This window comes from Nonomuraea sp. NPDC059194 (genome assembly GCF_042754765.1).
In the GTDB taxonomy this organism is placed as follows: Bacteria; Actinomycetota; Actinomycetes; order Streptosporangiales; family Streptosporangiaceae; genus Nonomuraea.
In genome coordinates this window covers 194,595-215,906 of record NZ_JBHZBH010000003.1, presented here as the reverse complement: position 1 = coordinate 215,906, position 21,312 = coordinate 194,595, and the positions used below count along the sequence as shown (strand labels likewise).

The window sequence follows — 21,312 nt, the reverse complement described above, 5'->3', positions numbered from 1 at the left end:
TTCGCCTCCGCGCCCCCATGGCGTCGAGAGCACAGCATGACATCGCGCCCCAAACGCCGCGAGCCGTACCCCCCGGGAAAGGGGTACGGCTCGCGGTGCTGGGCCTTACTTGGACTGCGCCTTCAGGAAGTCGCTGTTCATCTTGGCGATGGTGTCCAGCGGGATGCCCTTCGGGCAGACCGCCGTGCACTCGCCGGTGTTGGTGCATCCGCCGAAGCCCTCGGCGTCCATCTGGTCCACCATCGCCTTGGCGCGGGTGACGCGCTCGGGCTGGCCCTGCGGCAGCAGCGACAGGTGGGTGATCTTCGCGGCGGTGAACAGGGAGGCCGAGCCGTTCGGGCAGGCGGCCACGCACGCGCCGCAGCCGATGCAGGTGGCCGCGTCGAAGGCGTCGTCGGCGTCCTCCTTGCGCACGGGCAGGCTGTGCGCGTCGGGCGCCGAGCCGGCCGGAACGGAGATGAAGCCGCCCGCCTGGATGATCCGGTCGAACGCCGAACGGTCGACGACCAGGTCCTTCACCACGGGGAACGGCGCGGCCCGCCACGGCTCGATGGTGATGGTGGCGCCGTCCTCGAAGTGGCGCATGTGCAGCTGGCACGTGGTGGTGGCGCGCTGCTCGCCGTGCGCCACACCGTTGATCACCATGCCGCACATGCCGCAGATGCCCTCGCGGCAGTCGTGGTCGAAGGCGATCGGGTCGTCGCCCGACAGGATCAGCTGCTCGTTGACGACGTCGAGCATCTCCAGGAAGGACATGTCCGGCGACACGTCCTTGGCCTGGTAGGTCACCATCCGCCCGGCGTCGTCGGGACCGCTCTGGCGCCAGACCTTGAGGGTCAGGTTCACTTGTAACTCCGCTGGCTCATCTTGACGTACTCGTACTCGAGCGGTTCCTTGTGCAGCACCGGCCCGTCGGGGCCGCCGAACTCCCACGCCGACACGTGCGCGAAGTGATCGTCGTCGCGCAGCGCCTCACCGTCGGCGTCCTGCGACTCGGCGCGGAAGTGGCCGCCGCACGACTCGGTGCGGACCAGCGCGTCGAGGCACATGAGCTCGGCCAGGTCGAAGAAGTCGGCGACGCGTCCGGCCTTCTCCAGCACCTGGTTGAGCTCCTCGGCGGTGCCGGAGACCTTGACGTTGCGCCAGAACTCCTCACGCAGCGACGGGATCAGCTCCAGCGCCTTGCGCAGCGACTCCTCGGTGCGCTCCATGCCGCAGTAGTCCCACATGATCTTGCCGAGCTCGCGGTGGAAGGAATCGGGGGTGCGGGTGCCGTTGATCGACAGCAGCTTGTCGATCTTCGCGCGGACGTTGATCTCGGCCTCGGCGACGGCCTCCTCGTCGAGCTCGCCGTAGGGGCCGTTGGCCAGGTAGTCGCCGATGGTGGTCGGCAGCACGAAGTAGCCGTCGGCCAGGCCCTGCATGAGCGCCGAGGCGCCCAGGCGGTTGGCGCCGTGGTCGGAGAAGTTCGCCTCGCCGATCACGAACAGGCCGGGGATCGAGGACTGCAGGTCGTAGTCCACCCACAGGCCGCCCATCGTGTAGTGGACGGCGGGGTAGATGCGCATCGGCGTGTCGTAGGGGTTCTCGCCGGTGATGCGCTCATACATCTCGAAGAGGTTGCCGTACTTCTTCTCGACGGCGTCGCGCCCGAGACGGTTGATCGCGTCGCGGAAGTCGAGGTAGACGCCGAGCCCGCCGGGCCCGACGCCGCGGCCCTCGTCGCAGACGTTCTTGGCGGCGCGGGAGGCGATGTCACGCGGCACCAGGTTGCCGAAGGCGGGGTAGATCCGCTCCAGGTAGTAGTCGCGCTCCTCCTCGGGGATGTCCCCCGGGGCCCGCGAGTCGCCCTTGGACAGCGGCACCCACACGCGGCCGTCGTTGCGCAGCGACTCCGACATGAGCGTCAGCTTCGACTGGTACTCGCCGGAGACGGGGATGCAGGTCGGGTGGATCTGCGTGTAGCAGGGGTTGGCGAAGTAGGCGCCCTTCTCGTGCGCCCGCCAGATCGCCGTGGTGTTGCAGCCCTTGGCGTTCGTCGACAGGTAGAAGACGTTGCCGTAGCCGCCGGTGGCCAGCACGACCGCGTCGGCCACGTGCCGCTCGATCTCACCGGTGACCATGTCGCGGACGATGATGCCGCGCGCCCTGCCGTCGGAGACGATCAGCTCCAGCATCTCGTGCCTGGTGAACATCTCCACCGTGCCGGCCGCGACCTGGCGCTCCAGCGCCTGGTAGGCGCCGAGCAGCAGCTGCTGGCCCGTCTGGCCGCGCGCGTAGAAGGTGCGGGAGACCTGGGCGCCGCCGAAGGAGCGGGTGTCGAGCAGCCCGCCGTACTCACGGGCGAACGGGACGCCCTGCGCGACCGCCTGGTCGATGATGTTCACCGACACCTGGGCGAGCCGGTAGACGTTCGACTCGCGGGCGCGGAAGTCGCCGCCCTTGACCGTGTCGTAGAACAGCCGGTAGATCGAGTCGCCGTCGCCGCGGTAGTTCTTGGCGGCGTTGATGCCGCCCTGCGCGGCGATCGAGTGCGCGCGCCTGGGCGAGTCCTGGTAGCAGAAGGACTTGACGTTGTAGCCGAGCTCGCCGAGCGTCGCGGCGGCCGAGCCGCCCGCCAGGCCGGTGCCGACCACGATGACGTTGAGCTTGCGCTTGTTGGCCGGGTTGACCAGCTTCGCGGCGAACTTCCGCTTCTCCCACCGCTCTTCGATCGGCCCGGAGGGAGCCTTGGCGTCCCTGATGTCGGGACCCTCGGTGTACTTCACTTGACGACTCCAGTCATGACGGCGATCGGCACCGCGAGGAACCCGATGACCAGGACGGCCGAGATCAGGGCGGCCACGGCGTTCAGCGTCCGGTAGCGGCTGCCGTTGGACCAGCCGAGCGTCTGGAACATGCTCCACAGGCCGTGGCGCAGGTGGAGACCCACCATGACGACGGCCACGACGTAGAAGACGGTCACCCACCAGCGGCCGGGCTGGAAGCCGTCGACCAGCCGCTCGGACGGGTTGGAGTCGAAGCCCGCCGGGTTGACGACGCCGAAGGTCAGGTCGAGCAGGTGCCAGATGACGAACAGCGCGATCGTGATGCCACCGAACCGCATGATGTGCGTGGTGTAGCCCTTGGCCTGCGACTTCTTGACCGCGTACTTCACCGGGCGGGCCTTGTGTGCGCGCCTGGCCAGCGAGATGGCCGCCCACATGTGCAGGACGACGCTGGCGAACAGCACGACCTCGGTGAGCGTGAGCACCGTGCGGTACGGCACGAGCGGCTCACCCATGACGCGCAGGAAGTGCGCGTACTCGTCGAAGGAGGCCTTGCTCAGGAAGATCTTGAGGTTGCCGGCCATGTGAAGGAGCAGGAACCCCACGAGAATGGCACCCGTGACGGCCATCACGGCCTTCTTGCCGTTCGAGGAGCCCAGGAACCCGCCGGTCTTCTTGGGCGTTGAAGGCTTGGCCGGTGGCTTGGGCGCCTTCGCGGGGGAGGTAACCGGCGCGGTGGCGGATCCGCGCTCAATGGTGGCTGTCACATCTTCCGACGCTAATTACGCTGGCATTATCCGTCCAAGTCATCACTGTTCTGGTTTCGATAGCCTATGGCTATATCCCCGGCAGAGAGCGGCTTGGCCCCCGCTTCCGTGCGAGCAATCTCACACCCCTTACGCTGTGGAAAGTGCAGCTCCAGCAGCTCGCCTACTTCGTCGCGGTAGCGGAGACCAGGCACTTCACCCAGGCCGCCGAACGCATGCGCGTGGCGCAGCCCTCGCTGAGCAAGCAGATCAAGGCGCTGGAGTCCGAGCTGGGCGCTCCCCTGTTCTCGCGCGCGCGAGGCAACGTCACGCTGACCGCCGCGGGAGAGGCGCTGCTGCCGCTGGCGCGCAGGATGCTGGCCGACGCCGACACCGCCCGCCAGGAGGTGGCCGAACTGGCCGGCCTCAGAAAAGGCAGGGTACGGCTCGGCGCCACCCCCTCCCTGTGCGCGGGGCTGCTGGCCGACGCGCTCGCCCGCTTCCACCGCGAGTACCCCGGCATCGAACTGCTGGTGGAGGAGGGCGGCTCACGCGACCTGGTCAGGGCGCTCGCCCGAGGGCAGCTCGACCTCTCGGTGATCATCATGCCGCTGCAGAGCGACGACCCCGCCCTGGTGACCGAGGAGATCCTGCGCGAGAACCTCGTGGTCGCCTCGCCGTCGCACGAGCGCGTGCGCAGGCCGTACGTGCGGATAGAGGACCTGCGCGGGCGGCCGATGGTGATGTTCAGGCGCGGCTACGACCTGCGGGAGGCGACGCTGGCCGCCTGCCGACAGGCGGGCTTCGAGCCCAGGTTCGCCGTCGAGGGCGGCGAGATGGACGCGGTGCTGCGCTTCGTCGAGGCTGGCCTCGGTGTGGCGGTGGTGCCGTCGATGGTGCTGGACGGCAGGCCGGGCCTGACCGGCACGCCCCTGGCGCCTCCCGGGCTGCGCCGTACGGTCGCCCTGGCGCACCGCAAGGACGTCGAACAGACCAGGGCCGCGCAGGCCTTCCGCGCCACCCTGCTGTTCTTCCTGGCCGAAGCCGATCATGGGGGCGAACTCCCCCAGGGCGTCGAGCTCATCAGAAGCGCCCGGCCCGCCTGAAAGGCCGCCTCTGTGGCAGATCCGTCGACGTGATTAGACTCCTCGTAGCGGGAAAGGGTGACGGGAATCACAGCAGGGCATCCAAAAAGTGAGTGATGCTTCTCACACAACCCGATGCCATCGTCGTAACGTATCCCCCACCAATGCGCGAGAGGCGAGTGATTCCACCACCCTCGCAGCACCCATTCCGCGGGAGGTGGAGAGATCCGCGATGACCCAGACGACCCCTGATCCCAGACGAGAGCGCGCCAGGATCACCGTGCGCACGCTGCGCACCGACCGATGGTGGCTCGCCCCGCTGCTGACATTCCTGGGGCTGATGTCCTTCCTCGTCTACGGCGTGTGGGCGATCATCGACGGCAGCTACTACGTGCCGGCGGCCGAGTACATCGCACCGTTCTCGTCGCCGTGCCTGGCGACCTCGTGTCCCGAGGGCGCCCGCTTCCTCGGCTTCGCGCCGTTCGGCGACTGGTACACCCTGCCGCCCGGCCTGCTGATCCTCGGCCTGCCCGGCGGCTTCCGCTTCACCTGCTACTACTACCGCAAGTCCTACTACCGCTCGTTCTGGCTGTCGCCGCCCGCCTGCGCCGTCCAGGAGCCGCACGGCAAGTACACCGGCGAGGCGCGCTTCCCGCTGATCATGCAGAACGTCCACCGCTACTTCTTCTACGCGGCCATCCTGATCGGCCTCGTCCTCGCCTACGACGCGGTGCTCGCGCTGATCCACACGCCGCTCGGACTCGGCACCTGGATCCTGATCGCCAACGCGATCCTCATCAACCTGTACACGCTGTCGTGCCACTCCTGCAGGCACATCACCGCGGGACGGCTCAACCACTTCTCGCGCCACCCGCTGCGCTACAAGGCCTGGACGTTCGTCTCCAAGCTCAACGCCAAGCACCAGCAACTGGCGTGGGCGTCGATGTTCTCGGTGATGGGCGCGGACCTCTACGTCCGCCTCGTGGCCAAGGGCATCATCAACTTCCCGTACGCGTAAGGACCTCAAGTGGAAATCGAGCGTCACGAATACGACGTCGTCGTCATCGGCGCGGGCGGCGCGGGGCTTCGGGCCGCCATCGAGGCCCGCCAGCAGGGCAAGCGCACCGCGATCGTGTGCAAGTCGCTGTTCGGCAAGGCCCACACGGTCATGGCCGAGGGCGGCGCCGCCGCGGCCATGGGCAACGTCAACCCTGACGACAACTGGATGGTGCACTTCCGCGACACCATGCGCGGCGGCAAGTTCCTGAACAACTGGCGCATGGCCGAACTGCACGCCAAGGAGGCTCCCGACCGGGTGTGGGAGCTGGAGGCGTGGGGCGCGCTGTTCGACCGTACGAAGGACGGGAAGATCAGCCAGCGCAACTTCGGCGGCCACGAGTACCCGCGTCTCGCGCACGTGGGCGACCGTACCGGGCTGGAGCTGATCCGCACCCTGCAGCAGCGCGTCGTCGCCCTGCAGCAGGAGGACTACGAGAACCACGGCGACTACGAGGCCTACATCAAGGTGTTCGCCGAGTGCACCGTCACCCGCCTCCTCAAGGACGGCGACGCGATCTCCGGCGCGTTCGGGTACTGGCGCGAGACCGGCAACTTCGTGCTGTTCGACGCTCCCGCTGTTGTGCTGGCCACCGGCGGCATCGGCAAGTCGTACGTGGTGACGTCCAACTCCTGGGAGTACACCGGCGACGGCCACGCCCTGGCCCTGCTCGCCGGGGCGCAGCTCATCAACATGGAGTTCATCCAGTTCCACCCGACCGGCATGGTGTGGCCGCCGTCCGTGCGCGGCATCCTGGTCACCGAGTCGGTCCGCGGCGACGGCGGCGTGCTGCGCAACTCGGCCGGCGAGCGGTTCATGTTCAACTACATCCCCGAGGTGTTCAAGGACAAGTACGCCACCACCGAGGAGGAGGGCGACCGCTGGTACACCGACCAGGCCAACAACCGCCGCCCGCCCGAGCTGCTGCCGCGTGACGAGGTGGCCCGCGCGATCAACTCCGAGGTGAAGGCCGGGCGCGGATCGCCGCAGGGCGGCGTGTTCCTCGACGTCTCCACCAGGCTTCCGGCCGCCGAGATCATCAAGCGGCTGCCGTCGATGCACCACCAGTTCAAGGAACTGGCCGACGTCGACATCACCGCCGAGCCCATGCAGGTAGGCCCGACCTGCCACTACATCATGGGCGGCGTCGAGGTCGACGCCGACACCGGCGCCGCGGCCGTACCAGGGCTGTTCGCCGCCGGAGAGGTCTCGGGCGGCATGCACGGCTCCAACAGGCTGGGCGGCAACTCGCTGTCGGACCTGCTGGTGTTCGGCAGGCGCGCGGGCGCCGGAGCGTCCGCCTACGTCGACTCCCTCGCCGCGCGGCCCGCCGTGTCACCGGACAGCGTCGACGCCGCGCGGGTCGAGGCGCTCGAGCCGCTCGAGCGCTCCGGCGAGAACCCCTACGAGGTGCACCATGAGCTCCAGCGGACCATGAACGACCTGGTCGGCATCATCCGCAAGGCCGGCGAGGTCGCCGAGGCCCTGGAGGTCGTGGAGAAGCTGAAGGAGCGCGTCCACCTCGTCGGCGCGGCGGGCGGCCGGATCTACAACCCCGGCTGGCACCTCGCGCTCGACCTGCGCAACATGCTGCTCGTCTCCGAGTGCGTGGCCAAGGCCGCGCTGCTGCGCGAGGAGAGCAGGGGCGGCCACACCCGCGACGACTTCCCCGGTATGAACGCCGAGTGGCGGCGCAAGCTGCTCGTCTGCTCCGCCACCCCCGACGGCTCGGCCGTCACCGTCGAAGAGAAGCAGCAGTCCCCGATGCGCGACGACCTGCTGGCCCTGTTCGAGGTGGCCGAGCTGAAGAAGTACCTCACCGACGAAGAGTTGGACGGGATCGAATGAGTTACAAGGCGAAGTTTCGCGTCTGGCGCGGTGAGGGCGGCGAGGGCAAGCTCGAGGACTTCACCGTCGAGGTCAACGAGGGCGAGGTCGTCCTCGACATCATCCACCGCCTCCAGGCGACGCAGGCGCCCGACCTGGCCGTGCGGTGGAACTGCAAGGCCGGCAAGTGCGGCTCCTGCTCCATGGAGATCAACGGCAAGCCACGGCTCGGCTGCATGACCCGCATGTCCACCTTCGCGGAGGACGAGACGATCACGGTCACGCCGATGCGCACCTTCCCCGTCATCAAGGACCTGGTGTGCGACGTGTCGTTCAACTACCAGAAGGCCAGGGAGGTGCCGTCCTTCACGCCACCGGCCGACGTGCGCCCCGGCGAGTACCGGATGAAGCAGGTCGACGTCGAGCGCTCGCAGGAGTTCCGCAAGTGCATCGAGTGCTTCATGTGCAACAACGTGTGCCACGTGATCCGCGACCACGAGGAGAACAAGCCCGCCTTCTCGGGGCCGAGGTTCCTCATGCGGATCGCCGAGCTGGACATGCACCCGTACGACGTGGCCGACCGCAAGGAGTCGGCGCAGAAGGATCACGGGCTGGCGTACTGCAACATCACCAAGTGCTGCACCGAGGTCTGCCCGGAACACATCAAGATCACTGACAACGCGCTGATCCCGATGAAGGAACGCGTCGTCGACCGCAAGTACGACCCGCTGGTCTGGCTCGGCAACAAAATCTTCAAACGCCAGAGCTGACGTTCTCTGGGCCGCCCGTGCTCATCCGGGCGGCCCTGCTCTGTCTTCGCGGGTGTCTTTCTCAGGCACCCTCTTCGCGGCCGTCCCGCGTCTCCGTGCCGTCCGCCCAGCCCATCCGGTACGGCTGCCGCCGGGTCAGGCGCCGACCGCCGCCGTGGGCGCGCACCCGTCCCCGTGCGCTTCTCCAGCGGGACTTCGCCACCCGCCGTCACGGCGATCCGTCAGACGCCACCGGGGTCCCGAGCCGTCAGACCCACCGGGTCGCGGGCCGTCAGGCGCTCGCCGGGGTTCAGAACTCGCGGCGGTCGCGGTCCTCGTCCTCCCGTAGCGGCAGGATCATCGTGCCGTCATCCACCGGGGCCGCATCGTCGAACCTCCCCGGCTCGGCAGCGCCTGCACCCGAGGCCGCGTCATCGAACCACGACCCCACCTCCAGGGCCGCGTCGTCGGGCCTCCCCGGCTCGGCCGCGTTCGGTTCCGGGGTCGCGTCGTCGAGCTTCCACGGCTCGGCGTCGCCCGTCTCCGAGACCGACGGCACGCCGCCGCCGTGGCCGGAGTGGTGCCGGTCGTCGTAGGGGGCGTCGCCACCGGGCGGAATGTCGCCGAGCGCCGGCTGGTCCGGCGGCACGAGCGGCTCGAACAGGTCGCGGTACTGCGCCTGCCCTGACACCACGTCGGGCGGCAGCGGGTCGTCGCCCGCCACCTGGAACTCGCGCGGCTGGAAGGCGTTGAACTCGCCGGGCGGCTGGTCCTGGCCCCCCATGTCCTCGGGCTGGACGTACTCCGGCTGGACGTATTCCTGGTGCGGGTGTCCGGGCTGCGGGTAGCCGGGCTGTGGGTAGCCAGGCGGCGCGTAGGTGGGGTAATCGGCCGTGGGGCCCGCCTGGCCGTACATCGAGGGGTCCTGGGGGAAGGGCTGCTGGTAGACCGGCGCGTACTGAGCGGGGCCTCCGGGGTAGGTCTGGACCGGCACGAAGCTGATGATCGGCGCGTAGGCGGGGACGGGTCCGGCGAAGCCGGGCCCGGCCGGGTAACCGTACGGCTCGGGAACGGGGTCGCCCCGGTGGCGTCCAGGCCCCTGCGGGCCCGCCCTACGGACGGCGGCGGCGTGGGCGAGCCTGCGCAGCCGTCCCTCGAAGATCAGCACCGCGAACAGCGCCAGCAGCACCAGCACCAGAGCGGGGATGCCGAGCTTGCGGCTGAGCTGGACCTGGTCGTACTCCGGCGCGGCGTTGCGCACCACCAGCTCCTCCGACTCGGAGGAGCTGGTGGTGGTGTCGGCGGTGGGCGTCTCCTGCGAGGGCGTCTCCTGCACCGAAGGGAAGGAGAACGTCGGCGCGGGGTCGGAGGTCTCCGGGGTCGTCTGCGGCACGCTGACGTCGGTCGAGGGCACCACCGGCGGCGGCTGCACGGGCGGCGCCTGCGTCGTCGGCGGCTTGGTCGTCGGCTGCTCCGGCTCGGGCGCCTTGGTGGTCTTCGTCGCCTTCGGCGTCACCGTGGTCGTCACGGTCGTGACGGGGTCGGTCGGCGTCGGCGTCGGGAGCGTGGACGTGATCGTGACGGTGGTGACGACCTCGGTTGGCTCACAGTTCTGTCCCGCGTCGCACGGCGGGACCACGTCGCCGGGGTCCCGCACCACGATGGACGCGCTGGCGGCGTGGCTGATGAGCGGGACCGCCGCCAGCACCACGCCGCCGCTGATGCCTAGGGAGAGCAGTAAGGCGGACACGGCTGTCAGTCGCCTGGGTGCCAAAGCTGCCCTCCGCGTATTCCCGAAACCTTGGTCAACGAGAATACTAGGGCGGTAAATGCCGGTGCAAAGTCCGATTTATGACATCAGCTGGGTTTTCCGGATGCTACGGCTTCGCTGCGCTCTGGCCACCCCCCACAGCCCGCCGAGCAGCAGGAGAAGACCGCCCCCCATGTACGGCAGGCCGTTCAGCCCCTCGGTGAGGTCCGTCCTGCCGGCGGCCTGCGCTCTTTCGGGAGATACGGCGAGCTCACGCGGCAACGGCACGCCGCGAACGGGCGGATTGGCGCCCGCGTTGGGCCGATCGGGCGCCACCTGCGGCAACCGCAGCTTCGGATCGCCCCACAGACCTTGGGCTTGACCGGCTCCTGTCAACGCCGCATCGGCCATCGGCACCGCCTTCCCACCCTGCCCGCCCGGAGCAGCCGCCTGAGCCCCGGTCCCGGAAGCCTGCCCCGCGATCGCGGGGGTCTGGCCGCTGGTGGCGGGAACCTGCACCTTCGTGGAAGGAGCCTGGGCGCTTGTCCGAGCCTTCGCCGCGGGAACCTTGGCGCGGGTGGCGGGGACCTGAGCCTTCATGGTGGGAACCTGGGCGCTTGTGACGGGAATCTGGGCCCTCGTGGCGGGAATCTGGGCTCCGGTGGCAGAAGCCTGAAGCCCGGCAGCAGGAAGCTGAGCTCCGGTGGCTGAGGCCTTGGCCCTGGCAGCGGGACCCTGAGCTCCGATGGCTGAAGCCCTGGAGGCGGGAGCCTGAGCCCCTGTTGCCGACGTCTGACCTCTGGCGCCATGAGCCTGGGCCCGGTTCGCGGCAAGCTGCGCGCCCTTCCCGAGGCGCTGCGCCTTTGCCCGCGCACCCGTCCGTGAACCCGTCCGAACACCAGGCAGCCCACTTCGCCGGACGCCCGCGGCAGGTGCCTGCACTCCAGCGGCGGGCACCTGCGCTGAAGCGGTCCCAGGCTGGGCGGAGGCGGTGGGAAGCTGGGCTCCAACGGCAGGCGCCTGGGCTGCGGCAGCGGGATGCCGGACGCCGACCGCGGGCGGCTGTGCGGCCACCGTCTGCGCGTTGCTCTCCGCGAGCTGCCGGATCCCGGCGGCTTCCAGAGGAACAACCCCTTGCGGATCGGCCTGGCCCGGCTGGACGGCCTCGACGCGTCCGCCGTCAGGGCCCGTCATCTGAGCGGGCGCAGCGGCGGTCGTGCCCCCTTCACCCGTACCACCGGACATCCCGGTCGAGGGGCGCAACATGGGCCGTGGCTCAGCGAACCAAGGCGAGCCGTTCCCCGCTTGAGGCGACACCTGAGCCTGTTGTGCAGACTCGGCCGACTGGGCCGACTCCGCCGACTGGACCGCCGGTGGATTCATCGGGCGCGGCTCGGCGGAGCCCCCCAAGGGGCGGTTCACCGGGCGAGGCTGAGCGAACCCTCCCCGTGGGAGATACACCGGGCGCGGATCAGCGAACCAGGGCGAAGGCTGCGCGCCGACCGGCGTCCTGGCCGTCTTGCTGAGCAGTTGAGGATCGCCGCCCTCACTCCCCCGCGCCTGAGCCACCGCCGCCAGCACGATTTCCTGCGCCCCGTCGGGCACGGTGAGCCTGACGTCGACCGCCCGCTTCCCCTGGATGTCCCCGAGCGGGCACACCTGAGCACCAGACCCGGAGCCCGCCGCCGAAACAGCACCCCCGGCAGCACCTCCGACAGACCCGGCGACAGCACCCCCGGAAGAACCCACGACCGGTGCAGTCCCACCCCCGAGAGAGCCCACTGCCGGTGCGCTTGCACTTCCGCCCGAACCCTCAGCCGATGCGCCGACACCCGCGCCAGAATCCGCGGCTGGTGCGCTGGCACCGCCGCCAGGCCCCGCAGCCGGTGCGCCGACACCTCCAGCAGAATCCGCCGCCGGTACGGCGTCGCTCTCGGCGGGTGTCTGGGTGGCGCAGGCCACCTTCGACAGCGCGTGCGCCGGGTTGGCCGCGACCGCCAGGCTGGCGTCGCGCGCATTCCCCTCCAGCGCCACTCTGAAGCGCAGAACATCGCCTGTCCGCAACCACTGGCCGAAGTTCGGATCACCGACCCGTTCCACGCTGAGCGCGATCGTTCCCTCGTGAGACGTCCCCACAGGAGGGACCCCGACTTCCGAGGCCTCAACCGCCGTCGTCGTTGCCGTGGTAGCCAGGATCAGCGCCCCTGATCCGACAGCCGACGCGATCTGGGCGCTATGCCACCAACCCACTGCGCTTCTCCGCTTCCCCCGATACGGGACGCGCTCCAACATCACACTGCGTAGTGGTTATGTCACTCAGTGGAGCGGATTAACCCTCCCGGAGCAGATTCTCCACAGCCTTGACCACTGGAAGATCAGCCGCCAACCATGGGACGTCGTAGAACTCCTCCACGGCCAGCCACCGCAGCGCCAGATGCTCCTTGGTCTCGGGCTTTCCGGAGATCAGCGAGGCCAGCCACACCCGCATCACGTAGTCGTTGCCTAGCGGCCAGTCACCGCCCACGCGCTCGCCGACCCGGACGATCACGCCGAGCTCCTCGTGGCATTCTCTGACCAGCGCGTCGATGTCGCTCTCCCCCTCGTCGACCTTGCCCCCGGGGAACTCCCACCCACCCGCCAGCTCGGGGGGCTCGGCCCGTTGCGCGGCCAGCAACCTGCCGTCGGCGATGATCGCCGCCCCTACCACCAGAACCGCCATCGCGTCTCCTCGCCTTCGAGCCCCCCAACCTTACGCATCCGCCCGCGCTCCGTCCCAAGAGATGTCCCACGAGATGCCCCACGAGATGCCCCACGAGATGCCCCACGAGATGGCCCAGGAGATGAGGAGACGACGGTGATGGGGAGCCCGATGGCGCGCGACCGGGAGGCCCCGCTGTTGGCCGGAACGGCGGGGCCTCCCATCAACCGGTACGACGGGTGAGCGCCAGGTAGGCGAGGGACAAGACGGCGAGCCCCGCGCTGGCCGCCAGTGCGACGGAGGCGCCGACGGGAAGGAGCAGTCCGCCGAGCGCTGTGCCCAGGGCGATGCCCAGGTAGAGCGCTGAGGCGTTGAGCCCGACGACCACCGCCGTCTCCTGGGGCGCGGCCGAGATCAGCCGCAGTTGCTGAGCCGGGGTATGGGACCACGTGCTCGCGCCCCAGACCACCATGAGCGGACCGGCCAGCGCCAGCCAGCGCGCCTCAACGGCCCACGCGAACACGGCCAGCGTCACCGCCAGCGCCGCGTATCCGACCGCCAGGACGCGGACCGGCCCGTACCGGTCGGCCGCCGCGCCTGCCATCAGGTTCCCGGCCACCGCTCCGGCCCCGTACAGGAACAGCATCCACATTTCCGATGCCGCTCCGGCGCCTAGCGCGTGCAGGAGCGGGACGGCGTACGCGTACAGCCCATAGCTGGCGGCCAGGCCGAACACGGTCAGCGGGAGCACCGCCACCACTCCCGGGCGGCGCAGGGCGGCGAGCCGGTCACGCAGGGGGACGCGGGGGTTGCCGGGCAGTGCGGGCATGACGGCGTACACCCCTGCCGCGCACACCAGACACAGGAGCGCGACCACGGCGAGCGCGGCCCGCCAGTCCAGGAGCCGGTCGGCCAGGTTGCCCAGGGGAACCCCCAGCGCGGTCGCGACGGTCAGGCCGCCGACCACCACGGCCAGGGCGCGGGCCCGCTGTGCGGGGGCGACTAGAGCGGCGGCGACGGCGCCCGCGTTGGGCGTGAAAGCGGCGGCCCCGAACGCGGCCAGCACCCTGGACGCCATCAGCCACCCGTAGCCCGGCGACAGCGCCGAGCCCAGGTTGGCCACGGCGAGGACGAGCAGCGCGCCCACCAGGAGGGCGCGACGCGGAACGCGGGCGGCGACGGTGGCCAGAACAGGGGCGAGTACGGCATAGACGATCGCGAAGACGGTCGCGGACTGGCCTGCCGCGCTCTCGGAGACGTGCAGGGATCTGGCCATGGCAGGCAGGAAGCCGGCCACCACGTAGGCGTCGGTGCCGACGGCGAACGTGCCGACGGCCAGGACGAAGGTGGCGCCTAGGCCACGGGGGGCGGCTTGCCTCTCGTTAATCAGGACGTTTGACATCCCGGTTCCTCTCATGACGGTGCGAGCGAACACCCCACTGGGTGAACCGCCGGTCCGGACGGGTGAGCCTGTGAACGGGACCCGAGCGTCTCGTGGGGCGGTAACGCGATCGCCGAACGAGGCGATGCGCGACTGAGCCCAGCGACGGACACGCCGAGATCGGCCGCGCAACGGGCGTAGCTCCGGCGATGGACGCGCCGAGATCAGCCGCGCATGCGGGCGTAGTTCCGGCGAGTTCGTTCGGCCCCCGCGGGGGCGTGGGCCATCAGGTCGGCGATGGTTTGGGCGGCGAGCTCGCGACGCCAGGCCAGCTCGGCGCGGCGCATGGCGGCGGCGATGCCGCAGGGCCGCCCGAACTCGCCTTCCGCGCCGACCGCGCCCGCACCACGCTGCCGGATCTCGGCGCACTGGAACGCGTCCGCGGCGCCCTCCATGGCGACGACCACGTCCATCAGCGTGATCCGCTCCGGCGCCCTGGCCAGGGCGAACCCACCCCGGACCCCTGGTGTAGAGGTCAGGATCCCGGCTTTGGTCAACGCCTGCAGCCGCTTCTTGAGGTACTCCTGCGGCAGGTCGAACCAGCCCGCGAGCTTACGGATCGACACCGGTCCCTCGTCGGCGAGCCACGCCAGCGTTACGCAGCAGTGCAGGCCCCACTCGACACCCTCTCCCATGTTCACAACCGGGATCTTACATGTCCCCATTCAGACCAAGCAGGCGGCGCCGGGAGAGGACGCCCCGCTACAGCGACGACTTGATCTTGGCTAGTTGGTCCTTGACCGTGGCGTTCTCCAGCGGCCTGGTGAACCCGACGATCGCGTCCCTGCCCCGGTAGCTGGTCACCTTGATCGGCCCGCACAACCGGCACCGCGCCTCGATCATCTTCCCCTTCGACACCACCATGCCGACATGCCCGGGATTGTCGGGTGCGGTGCCGGGCCCCGCGTCGAAGAAGACCAGGTCGCCGGGCTGCTCCTGCCCGTCAGGCACCTTCACCCCGAACGGCCACTGTCCGAACGTCGTCCGCGGAATCGACAGCCCCACACTCCGGTAGGCCATGTAGATGATCCCCGAGCAGTCGAACGCGTCAGGCCCGGTGCCGCCCCACAGGTACGGCTTGCCGCGCTGGTCGAGCGCGTAGGCCAGGATCCGCCCCACCACGTCGCTCGGCGCCGCCGCGATGACCGGGTCGTCGCACGAGGCGTCGGCCTGCGGCGGCACCTTCACCTGGCCGTCGGCCGCGTACTTGCGGGCGATCTCCTCGACCTGGTCGACGTACCACCACGCCCGGTTGTAGACGAACAGCGACCGCCGCACGTTCTCCGGCGCCCCGTTGCGCTTGAGCATCTTGGCCGCGCCCAGGATCGCGTCGGCCGGGTTGTAGATGTCGGCCCATCCGTCGTCGTCGCCGTCCGAGGCGTACCCGTTGAACTTCGACGGGATCGGGATCCGCTTGGCCCCGCCCCACGTGCTCACCAGGAACTGCATCGGCCCGGCGGCTCCGGCGTAGTTCGTCCCGCTCTGTACGCCTGGGAGCGTCGAGCGTCCGTGGTCGGTCTCGCGTTTGCCCACGGCGGCCAGGATCGTCCACTGGACGCCGATCTTCTTGCCGAACTTCTGGTACAGCGCCAGGTAGTCGGCGGGGATGTCGGCGGTCGCGTTCTCGGAGGCCTGCTCGTCCTGCTGGGTGATGTCCTCGCAGTCGGGGAGTTCGCCGCCGAGGAAGGAGGGGAAGCCGGTCATCAGCATCGGGGACATGATCAGCGTCACCAGTACGAGCCCGGCCAGGCCGAGCGCCCCGACGATCTTCGTTCGGGAGGAGAGCTTCACCCGGTGCTGTCTCCGTCCTGGCCCTGGTCGGCGGGCTGCAGGTCGAAGACCCGCCAGTCGGAGCCCAGTTGCTGCACGGTGACCGCGTAGTCCTCCTCGCGCCTGGTCGGCCCGCTCTTGGCGGACACCTCCCTGGCGCCGGTGACGACGAAGACGATCGAGGTCCTGTCGACCTGCCTGATCTCCTTGATCTTCGCGGTCGTCCGCGAGACCACCTGGTCGGTCCTGTTCGCCTCGACCGTGCCCGGCGAGGTGACGGTGCGCGTCAGCACCTCGGCCAGGTCGGCCGTGGTGAACACCTTCAGCCGGTCGGCGTAGGCGGCGGGCTCCTCGTCGTAGCGGAAGGTGCCGTAGGCGGCGGTGAAGCGCACCGCCAGGTCCGCCGCCGCGGCCAGCTCCTGCTTGGTCATCGGCAGGTAGGAGTAGATGTCGAAGGGCGCGTCGCTCGCCGTGGCCAGCGGAGTCGCGACGGCGGGCGCGGCCGCCGAGGCCGAGCTGGTACGGCCCGCCGCCTCCTGACCGGCGGAGGGCTCGGGAGTCTCCGAGTCCGGCCACATCGTCACGAACAGCCCCACCGCCGCCAGCACCAGCACGATCGCGGCGAAGGCCAGCCCCCTCCTGTCACCCGGCTGTGCCATCGTCAATCCTTGTCGGAGCTGTTGGGTCGCAACCAGAACGGCACCGGCGGCTCGTCGCTCCTGCCCTCACTCCTGCGGCTGGGCAGCCACAGCGGCGGCGGCTCCGCCGCACGGGCCTGCGGCACATCGGCCGGACGCCCACCACCGGACGAGCCGCCCGAACCACGCGAGGACGAGCCCGACGAACCACGCGAGCTCGACGAGCCACGCGACGACGACGAACCCGAGCCGCCACCGAACAGGCCACCCGATGAGCGGGTGCCACGACCCGAGCGTGAGCCGCCTGCCGTACCGCCGGATCCGCCGCCTCTGGAGGCCCAGCCGCCGCCCGACCTGCCGCCGAACCAGCCCGACCCGCCGGATCCGCCGCTCCTCGACCCACCCGAGAGCGACCCGCCCGAGCCGGACCCACCAGAGCCGGACCCGCTGAGTCCGGCCCGCGAACCGCCCGAGACCGACCCACCCGAGCCAGAGCCGGAGCCGGAGGACGCGCCGCCGGTGCCGGAGCGGGCAGGCCGCGCAGGACGTCCACCCGTGAGGTTGAGCGGAGGCGCGGCGCCGGTGCGCTGCGCGGGCGCGGTCCTGGCGCCCGCCTTGCCCTCGGCGTCGGTGGCCAGCGGCGCGGGCACCCTGGCGCCGGACGACGCGGTCGCCGCGGCCCCCTCCTCGCCCCTGACCCTGCCCTGCGCGACGGCCGCGCCCACGGCGGCCGAGGCCCCCGCGGTGCTACCGGCCGCCGCCGTCTGGATCATGGGCTCGGCCTTGCGCAGGCCCCAGCGCCCGGCCTTGGTGACCGCGACGGGCGGCAGCGCGTTGGCCGCGCGCTCCAGGGTCGGCGCGGACGCGGCCTCGCCCAGCATCCTGGTGGTGAGCGTGTGACCGTTCATCGAGGCGAACAGGTGCTGGAACGGTCGCCGGTAGAAGAACACGGCGATCGTCAGCAGCGCCATGAACAGGATCTGCATGCCCCACGGCAGCGCGGTGGAGATGATCAACGCGTAGCCGTACACCAGGACGCCGAGCACCAGCGCGAGCACGGCCTGCCTGAGCAACATGCCGATCAGCATCTCCACCCAGCGCATCGCGATGATCCGGCCGCTGCCCGGATGGACGCCGATGAGCAGGAAGACCGGCCCGAGGATCAGCAACAGCAGGAAGCCGACCTTGAGCACCAGCAGCGAGACCGCGACCAGGAAGATCAGCACTCCGGCGATGAGCGCGGCCAGCAGCGCGCCGATGGCGATGCCGAGCCTGCCGCTCCAGTCTTTGCCCTGGAAGAGGAAGTAGATGGACGTGGTGCGCAGCGGTTCGGCGATCTCGTTGTAGGCGGCCTGGTGGGCGTTGCTGTTGGGCGTCTGGCCCGCCTGCTCCTCCTTGTCGATCGCCTGGGCGTCGAGGAGTTTGGCGGCGAAGTCGCGGATGACGGGGGCGTTCGGGTCGGCGGTGCCGAACTGGCCGACCAGCCACGGCTTGCAGACCAGCGTGGACCACAGCGCGTCGGCGTTCTGGTCGACGCCCGGCACGCCGGTCCTGGCGTAGCCGCCCGCGGTCGGCTTCTCGCCCGTCGATCCCTTGGTCGGCAGGCAGGAGGCGCCGCCCGCGCCCGGCAGCCCGGAGAAGGCCTGGTTGACGACCTCGGTGGTCTTGTCGGTGACGATCTTGCCGAGCCCGGTGAAGTCGCCCGGACGGCTGAAGAACCAGACGGCGACGGTGACCGCGAGGACCATCCAGACGACGGCCTCCGTGGTGACCGAGGCCCTGCGCCTGAACAGGCCGTACCAGGCCAGCCAGATGGCCGCCAGGATGATGATCGGCTGCAGGAACGGCCAGTACATGGCGTCGGCGAGGTTCTCGACGATGTCGTCGACGACGTCCTTGATCGACTGCAGCGGGCCCTCGGTGGCCGCGGCCTGGTAGGTGGTGATCGTCAACCGGTCGACGGCCTTGGCCCAGTCGAAGATCATGTTCGCCCACGAGTTGCCGAGCACGGCGGCCACGTCGCTGCACCCGAGCTCGTCGGTGTGCCAGAACAGGCCGGACATGCCGTAACGGGCGTAGTTGGTGTTCGCCGGTGTCGCGGCGCCCCCCTCAGGGGGCGGTGGTTGCAGCAGGCCGTCGACACCGCTGCCGACGAGCTGCGGGGCGAGGTCGGGTGAAAGGTCACAGAACGGAGCAGCGGCGACCGCCGTGCCCGAGGGCATGGCGAGCGGCAGCGCCAGGATGCCGAGCAGCAGCACCAGCGCCAGCGTCAGCCGCCGACGTAGTCGGCCCTTCATGAACGTACCTCCTGCGCTCCTGTCACTCCCCCGCGAATATGATCATGCACGTTCTCCCCGGGTTTGTCGTGCGTCGGGTTCGTGTCGAGCCACCGCAGCAGCTCGTCGGAGATCAGGTCTACGCCGATACGGCCCGCTCTGCCATCGAGATCACGGAAAATGCATTCGCCGTTGCCCAGCGATCGCAGCACGGCCTTGTGCTCCTCCGAGGCCTCCACGCCGAGCAAAGCCATGACGTGGTCGACCTCCACCCGTTCGGTGGAGCGGAAGGCGAAGACCGAGGAGAGACAGTTGGTCACCTGCTCGTTGAGGAGGTCTCCCGCGTTCTGCGAGACCAGGACGAGCGCGGTGTTGCGGGAGCGGCCCATCCGGCTGACCTCGGGCACCAGCTTGGCGCCCTCGGGCGTTGAGGTGATCGCCCACGCCTCGTCGAGGAAGATGGCCTTGGGGGCGCGCCGGTCGAGGCCGTTCATCAGCCTGCGGGCGAACTGCGAGACGAGATAGAGCAGCGCGACCGACAGCCGCTGCTCGTAGGAGTAGTCGTCCCGCGTCGTCGTGGCGTCGGGCAGGGTGAGGCCGCCGAGGGTGAAGACGGTCGTCCAGCCCTCGGAGTCGATCTGCTCACCGCCCGAGGCGTCGAAGCACAGCCTGGCCAGGTGCATCTCCGACATCGAGCGCAGCACCGCGCCGAGGTTCTTCGACGCGGCGTCGTCGGCCTGCTCCAGGAAGTCGACGACCTTGCCGAGCGAGGGGTCGGGCGCGTTGGAGACGGCGGCCACCGCCTGGATCATCGCCGACTCGCGCTCCTCCGACATGCGGGGCAGCAGCAGCCGCAGCGTCTCGGTGGCCATGGTCTTCTTGGCCGCGATGTCGTCGCCGAAGGAGAACGGGTCGAGCAGCCCTGGCGCGGCCGAACCCAACGGGATGATCCGCGCCTTGCGCTCGCGCTGCTGCAGCAGCTGTACCAGCGACTCGGCGTCGCCCTTGGGGTCGATCACCGCGATCGTGACCCCGCGCAGCGCCATCTGGTAGATCATCAGCAGCGCCAGCGTCGTCTTGCCGCCGCCCGGCTCGCCCGTGACCGCGATGGCCGTCGGCCGGTTGCGGGAGGCCGCCACCAGCGGGTCGAAGTGCACGATGCTGCGGGCGCGCCCCACGGTCTCCCCGATGTACGGCCCGTGCCAGCCTGCGTCGGTCTCGATCCGGTCGCCGAGATCCACCGTCGCCGTCGCCATGCCGCCCGCGATCGTGCGCAGCGGCTGGCGCTGGGCGTAGGCATTGACCGTCACCTTCTCGCCCGGCAGCGCCTCGCAGAACAGCGAGAACTGGTCGCCCGTCGAGTTGACGATGTCGATGCCCAGGTCGCGGTAGTGCTCGACGACCGCCTCGACGCGCTGCAGGCAGATCTCCTCGGTCGGGGCGCTCACGATCAGCCGGTGCCAGCCGTACACGAAGGGAAGGCGTTCCTTCGTGATGCCGTGCTCCAGCATGCGGGCCGCGTCGATCTGCTCGGCCAGCGCGATCGGCGCCTCCGCGCCCGCCTCACGGATGTGGATGTCCATGTCACGGGCGTGAGCGAGCTTGCGGGCGACGTCCTTGGACGCCTTGACCGGCGAGATCAGCCGCATCCTGCTGGAGACCTCCACCGGGAAGGGCAGCTGGTCGGCGAAGTGCAGCCACGGCTCGCCGTCGGGGAAGGGCATCAGGTCGGGGAAGCGGGCGAACGACAGGTGCGCCACGTAGGAGTCGCCCTGGGGCTGCACGATGCGCAGGAACGACCTGCCGTTGTGGATCTGCCCCTCGACCAGCGACTCGATCTCGCCCCTGCCCCAGCGCCGCTTCGGGCTCGCGCTGGCCGGCGGGTCGCCGAGTGAGGCCGTCGCCGCGTGCCTGAACAGCCACGCCACCTCCGCCGACGTGGCGTGACGGGCGTACAGGGCACTGGAGGCCAGCGCCCTGCCGAGCCGTTCGGCCTGCTCGGTCCAGCGGGTGATCTCGCCCTCGGGCACATGGTCGTCGTCGAGTCCGAGCGCCTTCTCGCTGCGCTGGTAGAACCCGAACAGCTGCGACAGCACGCCGGTGCCGAGCTGGCGGCCGCGCGGGCCGAGCCGTACGCCGAGATAGACCTCCTTGGACCAGAAGTCCTTCGCCCAGACGTGCCGGTACATCTCCTCCAGGTAGTCGCGCCAGCCGGGGCCCTCGTCAGAGGTGGCGTTCAGCGCCATCGCCCACTCGGCCGCCGGATAGGTGCGGTGCGCGACCCTCAGGTGCACCTCGGCGTCCGGCATGCGGATCGCCGCCAGGGCGATCGTGATGTTGGTGGCCAGCGCCACGCGCTCCTCCGGCGTGACGAACTCGTAGCTGACCGTCGGCAGCCTGAAGTACGCCCACGCCGAGCCCTCGGTGAGCAGGATGCGGTCGTCGAAGTAGCGGACCGCCAGACGCTGATGCGACCGCGTCGACCTGCTCATGCCGCCCCCTCGGCG

The 21,312-nt window shown here is 70.0% G+C and carries 16 protein-coding genes; 4 read left to right on the top strand and 12 right to left on the bottom strand.

What is annotated here, in order from left to right; genetic code table 11:
• Window positions 1–105 precede the first annotated feature (105 nt).
• From ACFXJ8_RS06340 to ACFXJ8_RS06330, 3 genes are read right to left on the bottom strand one after another with little or no spacing between them, the layout of a single operon-like run.
• Window positions 106–846 (bottom strand): succinate dehydrogenase/fumarate reductase iron-sulfur subunit, encoded by a 741-nt coding sequence (locus tag ACFXJ8_RS06340; protein ID WP_379642761.1) that lies wholly within the window; start codon window positions 844–846, stop codon window positions 106–108.
• Window positions 843–2,768, bottom strand: a complete 1,926-nt coding sequence (locus ACFXJ8_RS06335) for a fumarate reductase/succinate dehydrogenase flavoprotein subunit (RefSeq protein ID WP_379642760.1) — start codon at window positions 2,766–2,768, stop codon at window positions 843–845. The genes ACFXJ8_RS06340 and ACFXJ8_RS06335 overlap by 4 nt, the downstream gene beginning before the upstream one ends.
• On the bottom strand, window positions 2,765–3,535 hold the full coding sequence (locus ACFXJ8_RS06330; protein WP_379642759.1) for a succinate dehydrogenase cytochrome b subunit: 771 nt from the start codon (window positions 3,533–3,535) through the stop codon (window positions 2,765–2,767). The genes ACFXJ8_RS06335 and ACFXJ8_RS06330 overlap by 4 nt, the downstream gene beginning before the upstream one ends.
• Window positions 3,536–3,678: 143 nt before the next feature.
• Between ACFXJ8_RS06330 and ACFXJ8_RS06325 the strand changes: the two genes are divergently transcribed.
• The 4 genes from ACFXJ8_RS06325 to ACFXJ8_RS06310 all read left to right on the top strand — a co-directional run bounded on the left by ACFXJ8_RS06325 (window position 3,679) and on the right by ACFXJ8_RS06310 (window position 8,253).
• Window positions 3,679–4,620, top strand: coding sequence for a LysR family transcriptional regulator (locus tag ACFXJ8_RS06325; protein ID WP_379642758.1), 942 nt, complete (start codon window positions 3,679–3,681; stop codon window positions 4,618–4,620).
• Window positions 4,621–4,831: 211 nt separating this feature from the next.
• Window positions 4,832–5,617 (top strand): hypothetical protein, encoded by a 786-nt coding sequence (locus ACFXJ8_RS06320; RefSeq protein WP_379642757.1) that lies wholly within the window; start codon window positions 4,832–4,834, stop codon window positions 5,615–5,617.
• Window positions 5,618–5,626: 9 nt separating this feature from the next.
• The gene (locus tag ACFXJ8_RS06315; RefSeq protein WP_379642756.1) at window positions 5,627–7,504 is read left to right on the top strand and encodes a fumarate reductase/succinate dehydrogenase flavoprotein subunit; all 1,878 of its coding nucleotides are present in this window, start codon (window positions 5,627–5,629) and stop codon (window positions 7,502–7,504) included.
• Complete coding sequence (locus ACFXJ8_RS06310) at window positions 7,501–8,253, top strand: succinate dehydrogenase/fumarate reductase iron-sulfur subunit (protein ID WP_379642755.1); 753 nt, start codon at window positions 7,501–7,503, stop codon at window positions 8,251–8,253. The genes ACFXJ8_RS06315 and ACFXJ8_RS06310 overlap by 4 nt, the downstream gene beginning before the upstream one ends.
• A 289-nt stretch (window positions 8,254–8,542) precedes the next feature.
• Here ACFXJ8_RS06310 and ACFXJ8_RS06305 read toward each other — a convergent pair whose 3' ends face one another.
• The 9 genes from ACFXJ8_RS06305 to ACFXJ8_RS06265 all read right to left on the bottom strand — a co-directional run bounded on the left by ACFXJ8_RS06305 (window position 8,543) and on the right by ACFXJ8_RS06265 (window position 21,297).
• Window positions 8,543–9,982, bottom strand: a complete 1,440-nt coding sequence (locus ACFXJ8_RS06305; RefSeq protein ID WP_379642754.1) for a hypothetical protein — start codon at window positions 9,980–9,982, stop codon at window positions 8,543–8,545.
• Between the two features lie 99 nt (window positions 9,983–10,081).
• On the bottom strand, window positions 10,082–10,582 hold the full coding sequence (locus tag ACFXJ8_RS06300) for a hypothetical protein (protein ID WP_379642753.1): 501 nt from the start codon (window positions 10,580–10,582) through the stop codon (window positions 10,082–10,084).
• Between the two features lie 1,729 nt (window positions 10,583–12,311).
• Window positions 12,312–12,701, bottom strand: a complete 390-nt coding sequence (locus tag ACFXJ8_RS06295; protein WP_379642752.1) for a (deoxy)nucleoside triphosphate pyrophosphohydrolase — start codon at window positions 12,699–12,701, stop codon at window positions 12,312–12,314.
• 202 nt (window positions 12,702–12,903) lie between these two features.
• Window positions 12,904–14,082, bottom strand: coding sequence for an MFS transporter (locus ACFXJ8_RS06290; RefSeq protein WP_379642751.1), 1,179 nt, complete (start codon window positions 14,080–14,082; stop codon window positions 12,904–12,906).
• Between the two features lie 203 nt (window positions 14,083–14,285).
• A complete protein-coding gene (locus ACFXJ8_RS06285; protein WP_379642930.1) occupies window positions 14,286–14,756 on the bottom strand; it encodes an RrF2 family transcriptional regulator in 471 nt (156 codons plus the stop codon).
• Window positions 14,757–14,823: 67 nt separating this feature from the next.
• Window positions 14,824–15,912 (bottom strand): NlpC/P60 family protein, encoded by a 1,089-nt coding sequence (locus ACFXJ8_RS06280; RefSeq protein ID WP_379642750.1) that lies wholly within the window; start codon window positions 15,910–15,912, stop codon window positions 14,824–14,826.
• Window positions 15,909–16,550 carry a hypothetical protein gene (locus ACFXJ8_RS06275; protein ID WP_379642749.1) on the bottom strand — a complete coding sequence of 214 codons (642 nt, stop codon included), beginning with the start codon at window positions 16,548–16,550 and terminating at the stop codon, window positions 15,909–15,911. Before ACFXJ8_RS06275 ends, ACFXJ8_RS06280 begins: the two co-directional genes overlap by 4 nt.
• Before the next feature lie 2 nt (window positions 16,551–16,552).
• Complete coding sequence (locus ACFXJ8_RS06270; protein ID WP_379642748.1) at window positions 16,553–18,826, bottom strand: type IV secretion system protein; 2,274 nt, start codon at window positions 18,824–18,826, stop codon at window positions 16,553–16,555.
• Entirely contained in the window at window positions 18,823–21,297 is a 2,475-nt protein-coding gene (locus tag ACFXJ8_RS06265) for an ATP-binding protein (protein WP_379642747.1), read from the bottom strand. Before ACFXJ8_RS06265 ends, ACFXJ8_RS06270 begins: the two co-directional genes overlap by 4 nt.
• Between the last annotated feature and the right edge of the window lie 15 nt (window positions 21,298–21,312).

Coding starts and splice junctions, on each gene's coding strand:
- ACFXJ8_RS06320 (WP_379642757.1), top strand. CDS start 4,832: ATGACCCAGACGACCCCTGATCCCAGACGAGAGCGCGCCAGGATCACC.
- ACFXJ8_RS06310 (WP_379642755.1), top strand. CDS start 7,501: ATGAGTTACAAGGCGAAGTTTCGCGTCTGGCGCGGTGAGGGCGGCGAG.
- ACFXJ8_RS06300 (WP_379642753.1), bottom strand. CDS start 10,582: ATGAAGGCTCAGGTCCCCGCCACCCGCGCCAAGGTTCCCGCGGCGAAG.
- ACFXJ8_RS06295 (WP_379642752.1), bottom strand. CDS start 12,701: ATGGCGGTTCTGGTGGTAGGGGCGGCGATCATCGCCGACGGCAGGTTG.
- ACFXJ8_RS06290 (WP_379642751.1), bottom strand. CDS start 14,082: ATGTCAAACGTCCTGATTAACGAGAGGCAAGCCGCCCCCCGTGGCCTA.
- ACFXJ8_RS06285 (WP_379642930.1), bottom strand. CDS start 14,756: ATGGGAGAGGGTGTCGAGTGGGGCCTGCACTGCTGCGTAACGCTGGCG.
- ACFXJ8_RS06275 (WP_379642749.1), bottom strand. CDS start 16,550: ATGGCACAGCCGGGTGACAGGAGGGGGCTGGCCTTCGCCGCGATCGTG.
- ACFXJ8_RS06270 (WP_379642748.1), bottom strand. CDS start 18,826: ATGAAGGGCCGACTACGTCGGCGGCTGACGCTGGCGCTGGTGCTGCTG.
- ACFXJ8_RS06265 (WP_379642747.1), bottom strand. CDS start 21,297: ATGAGCAGGTCGACGCGGTCGCATCAGCGTCTGGCGGTCCGCTACTTC.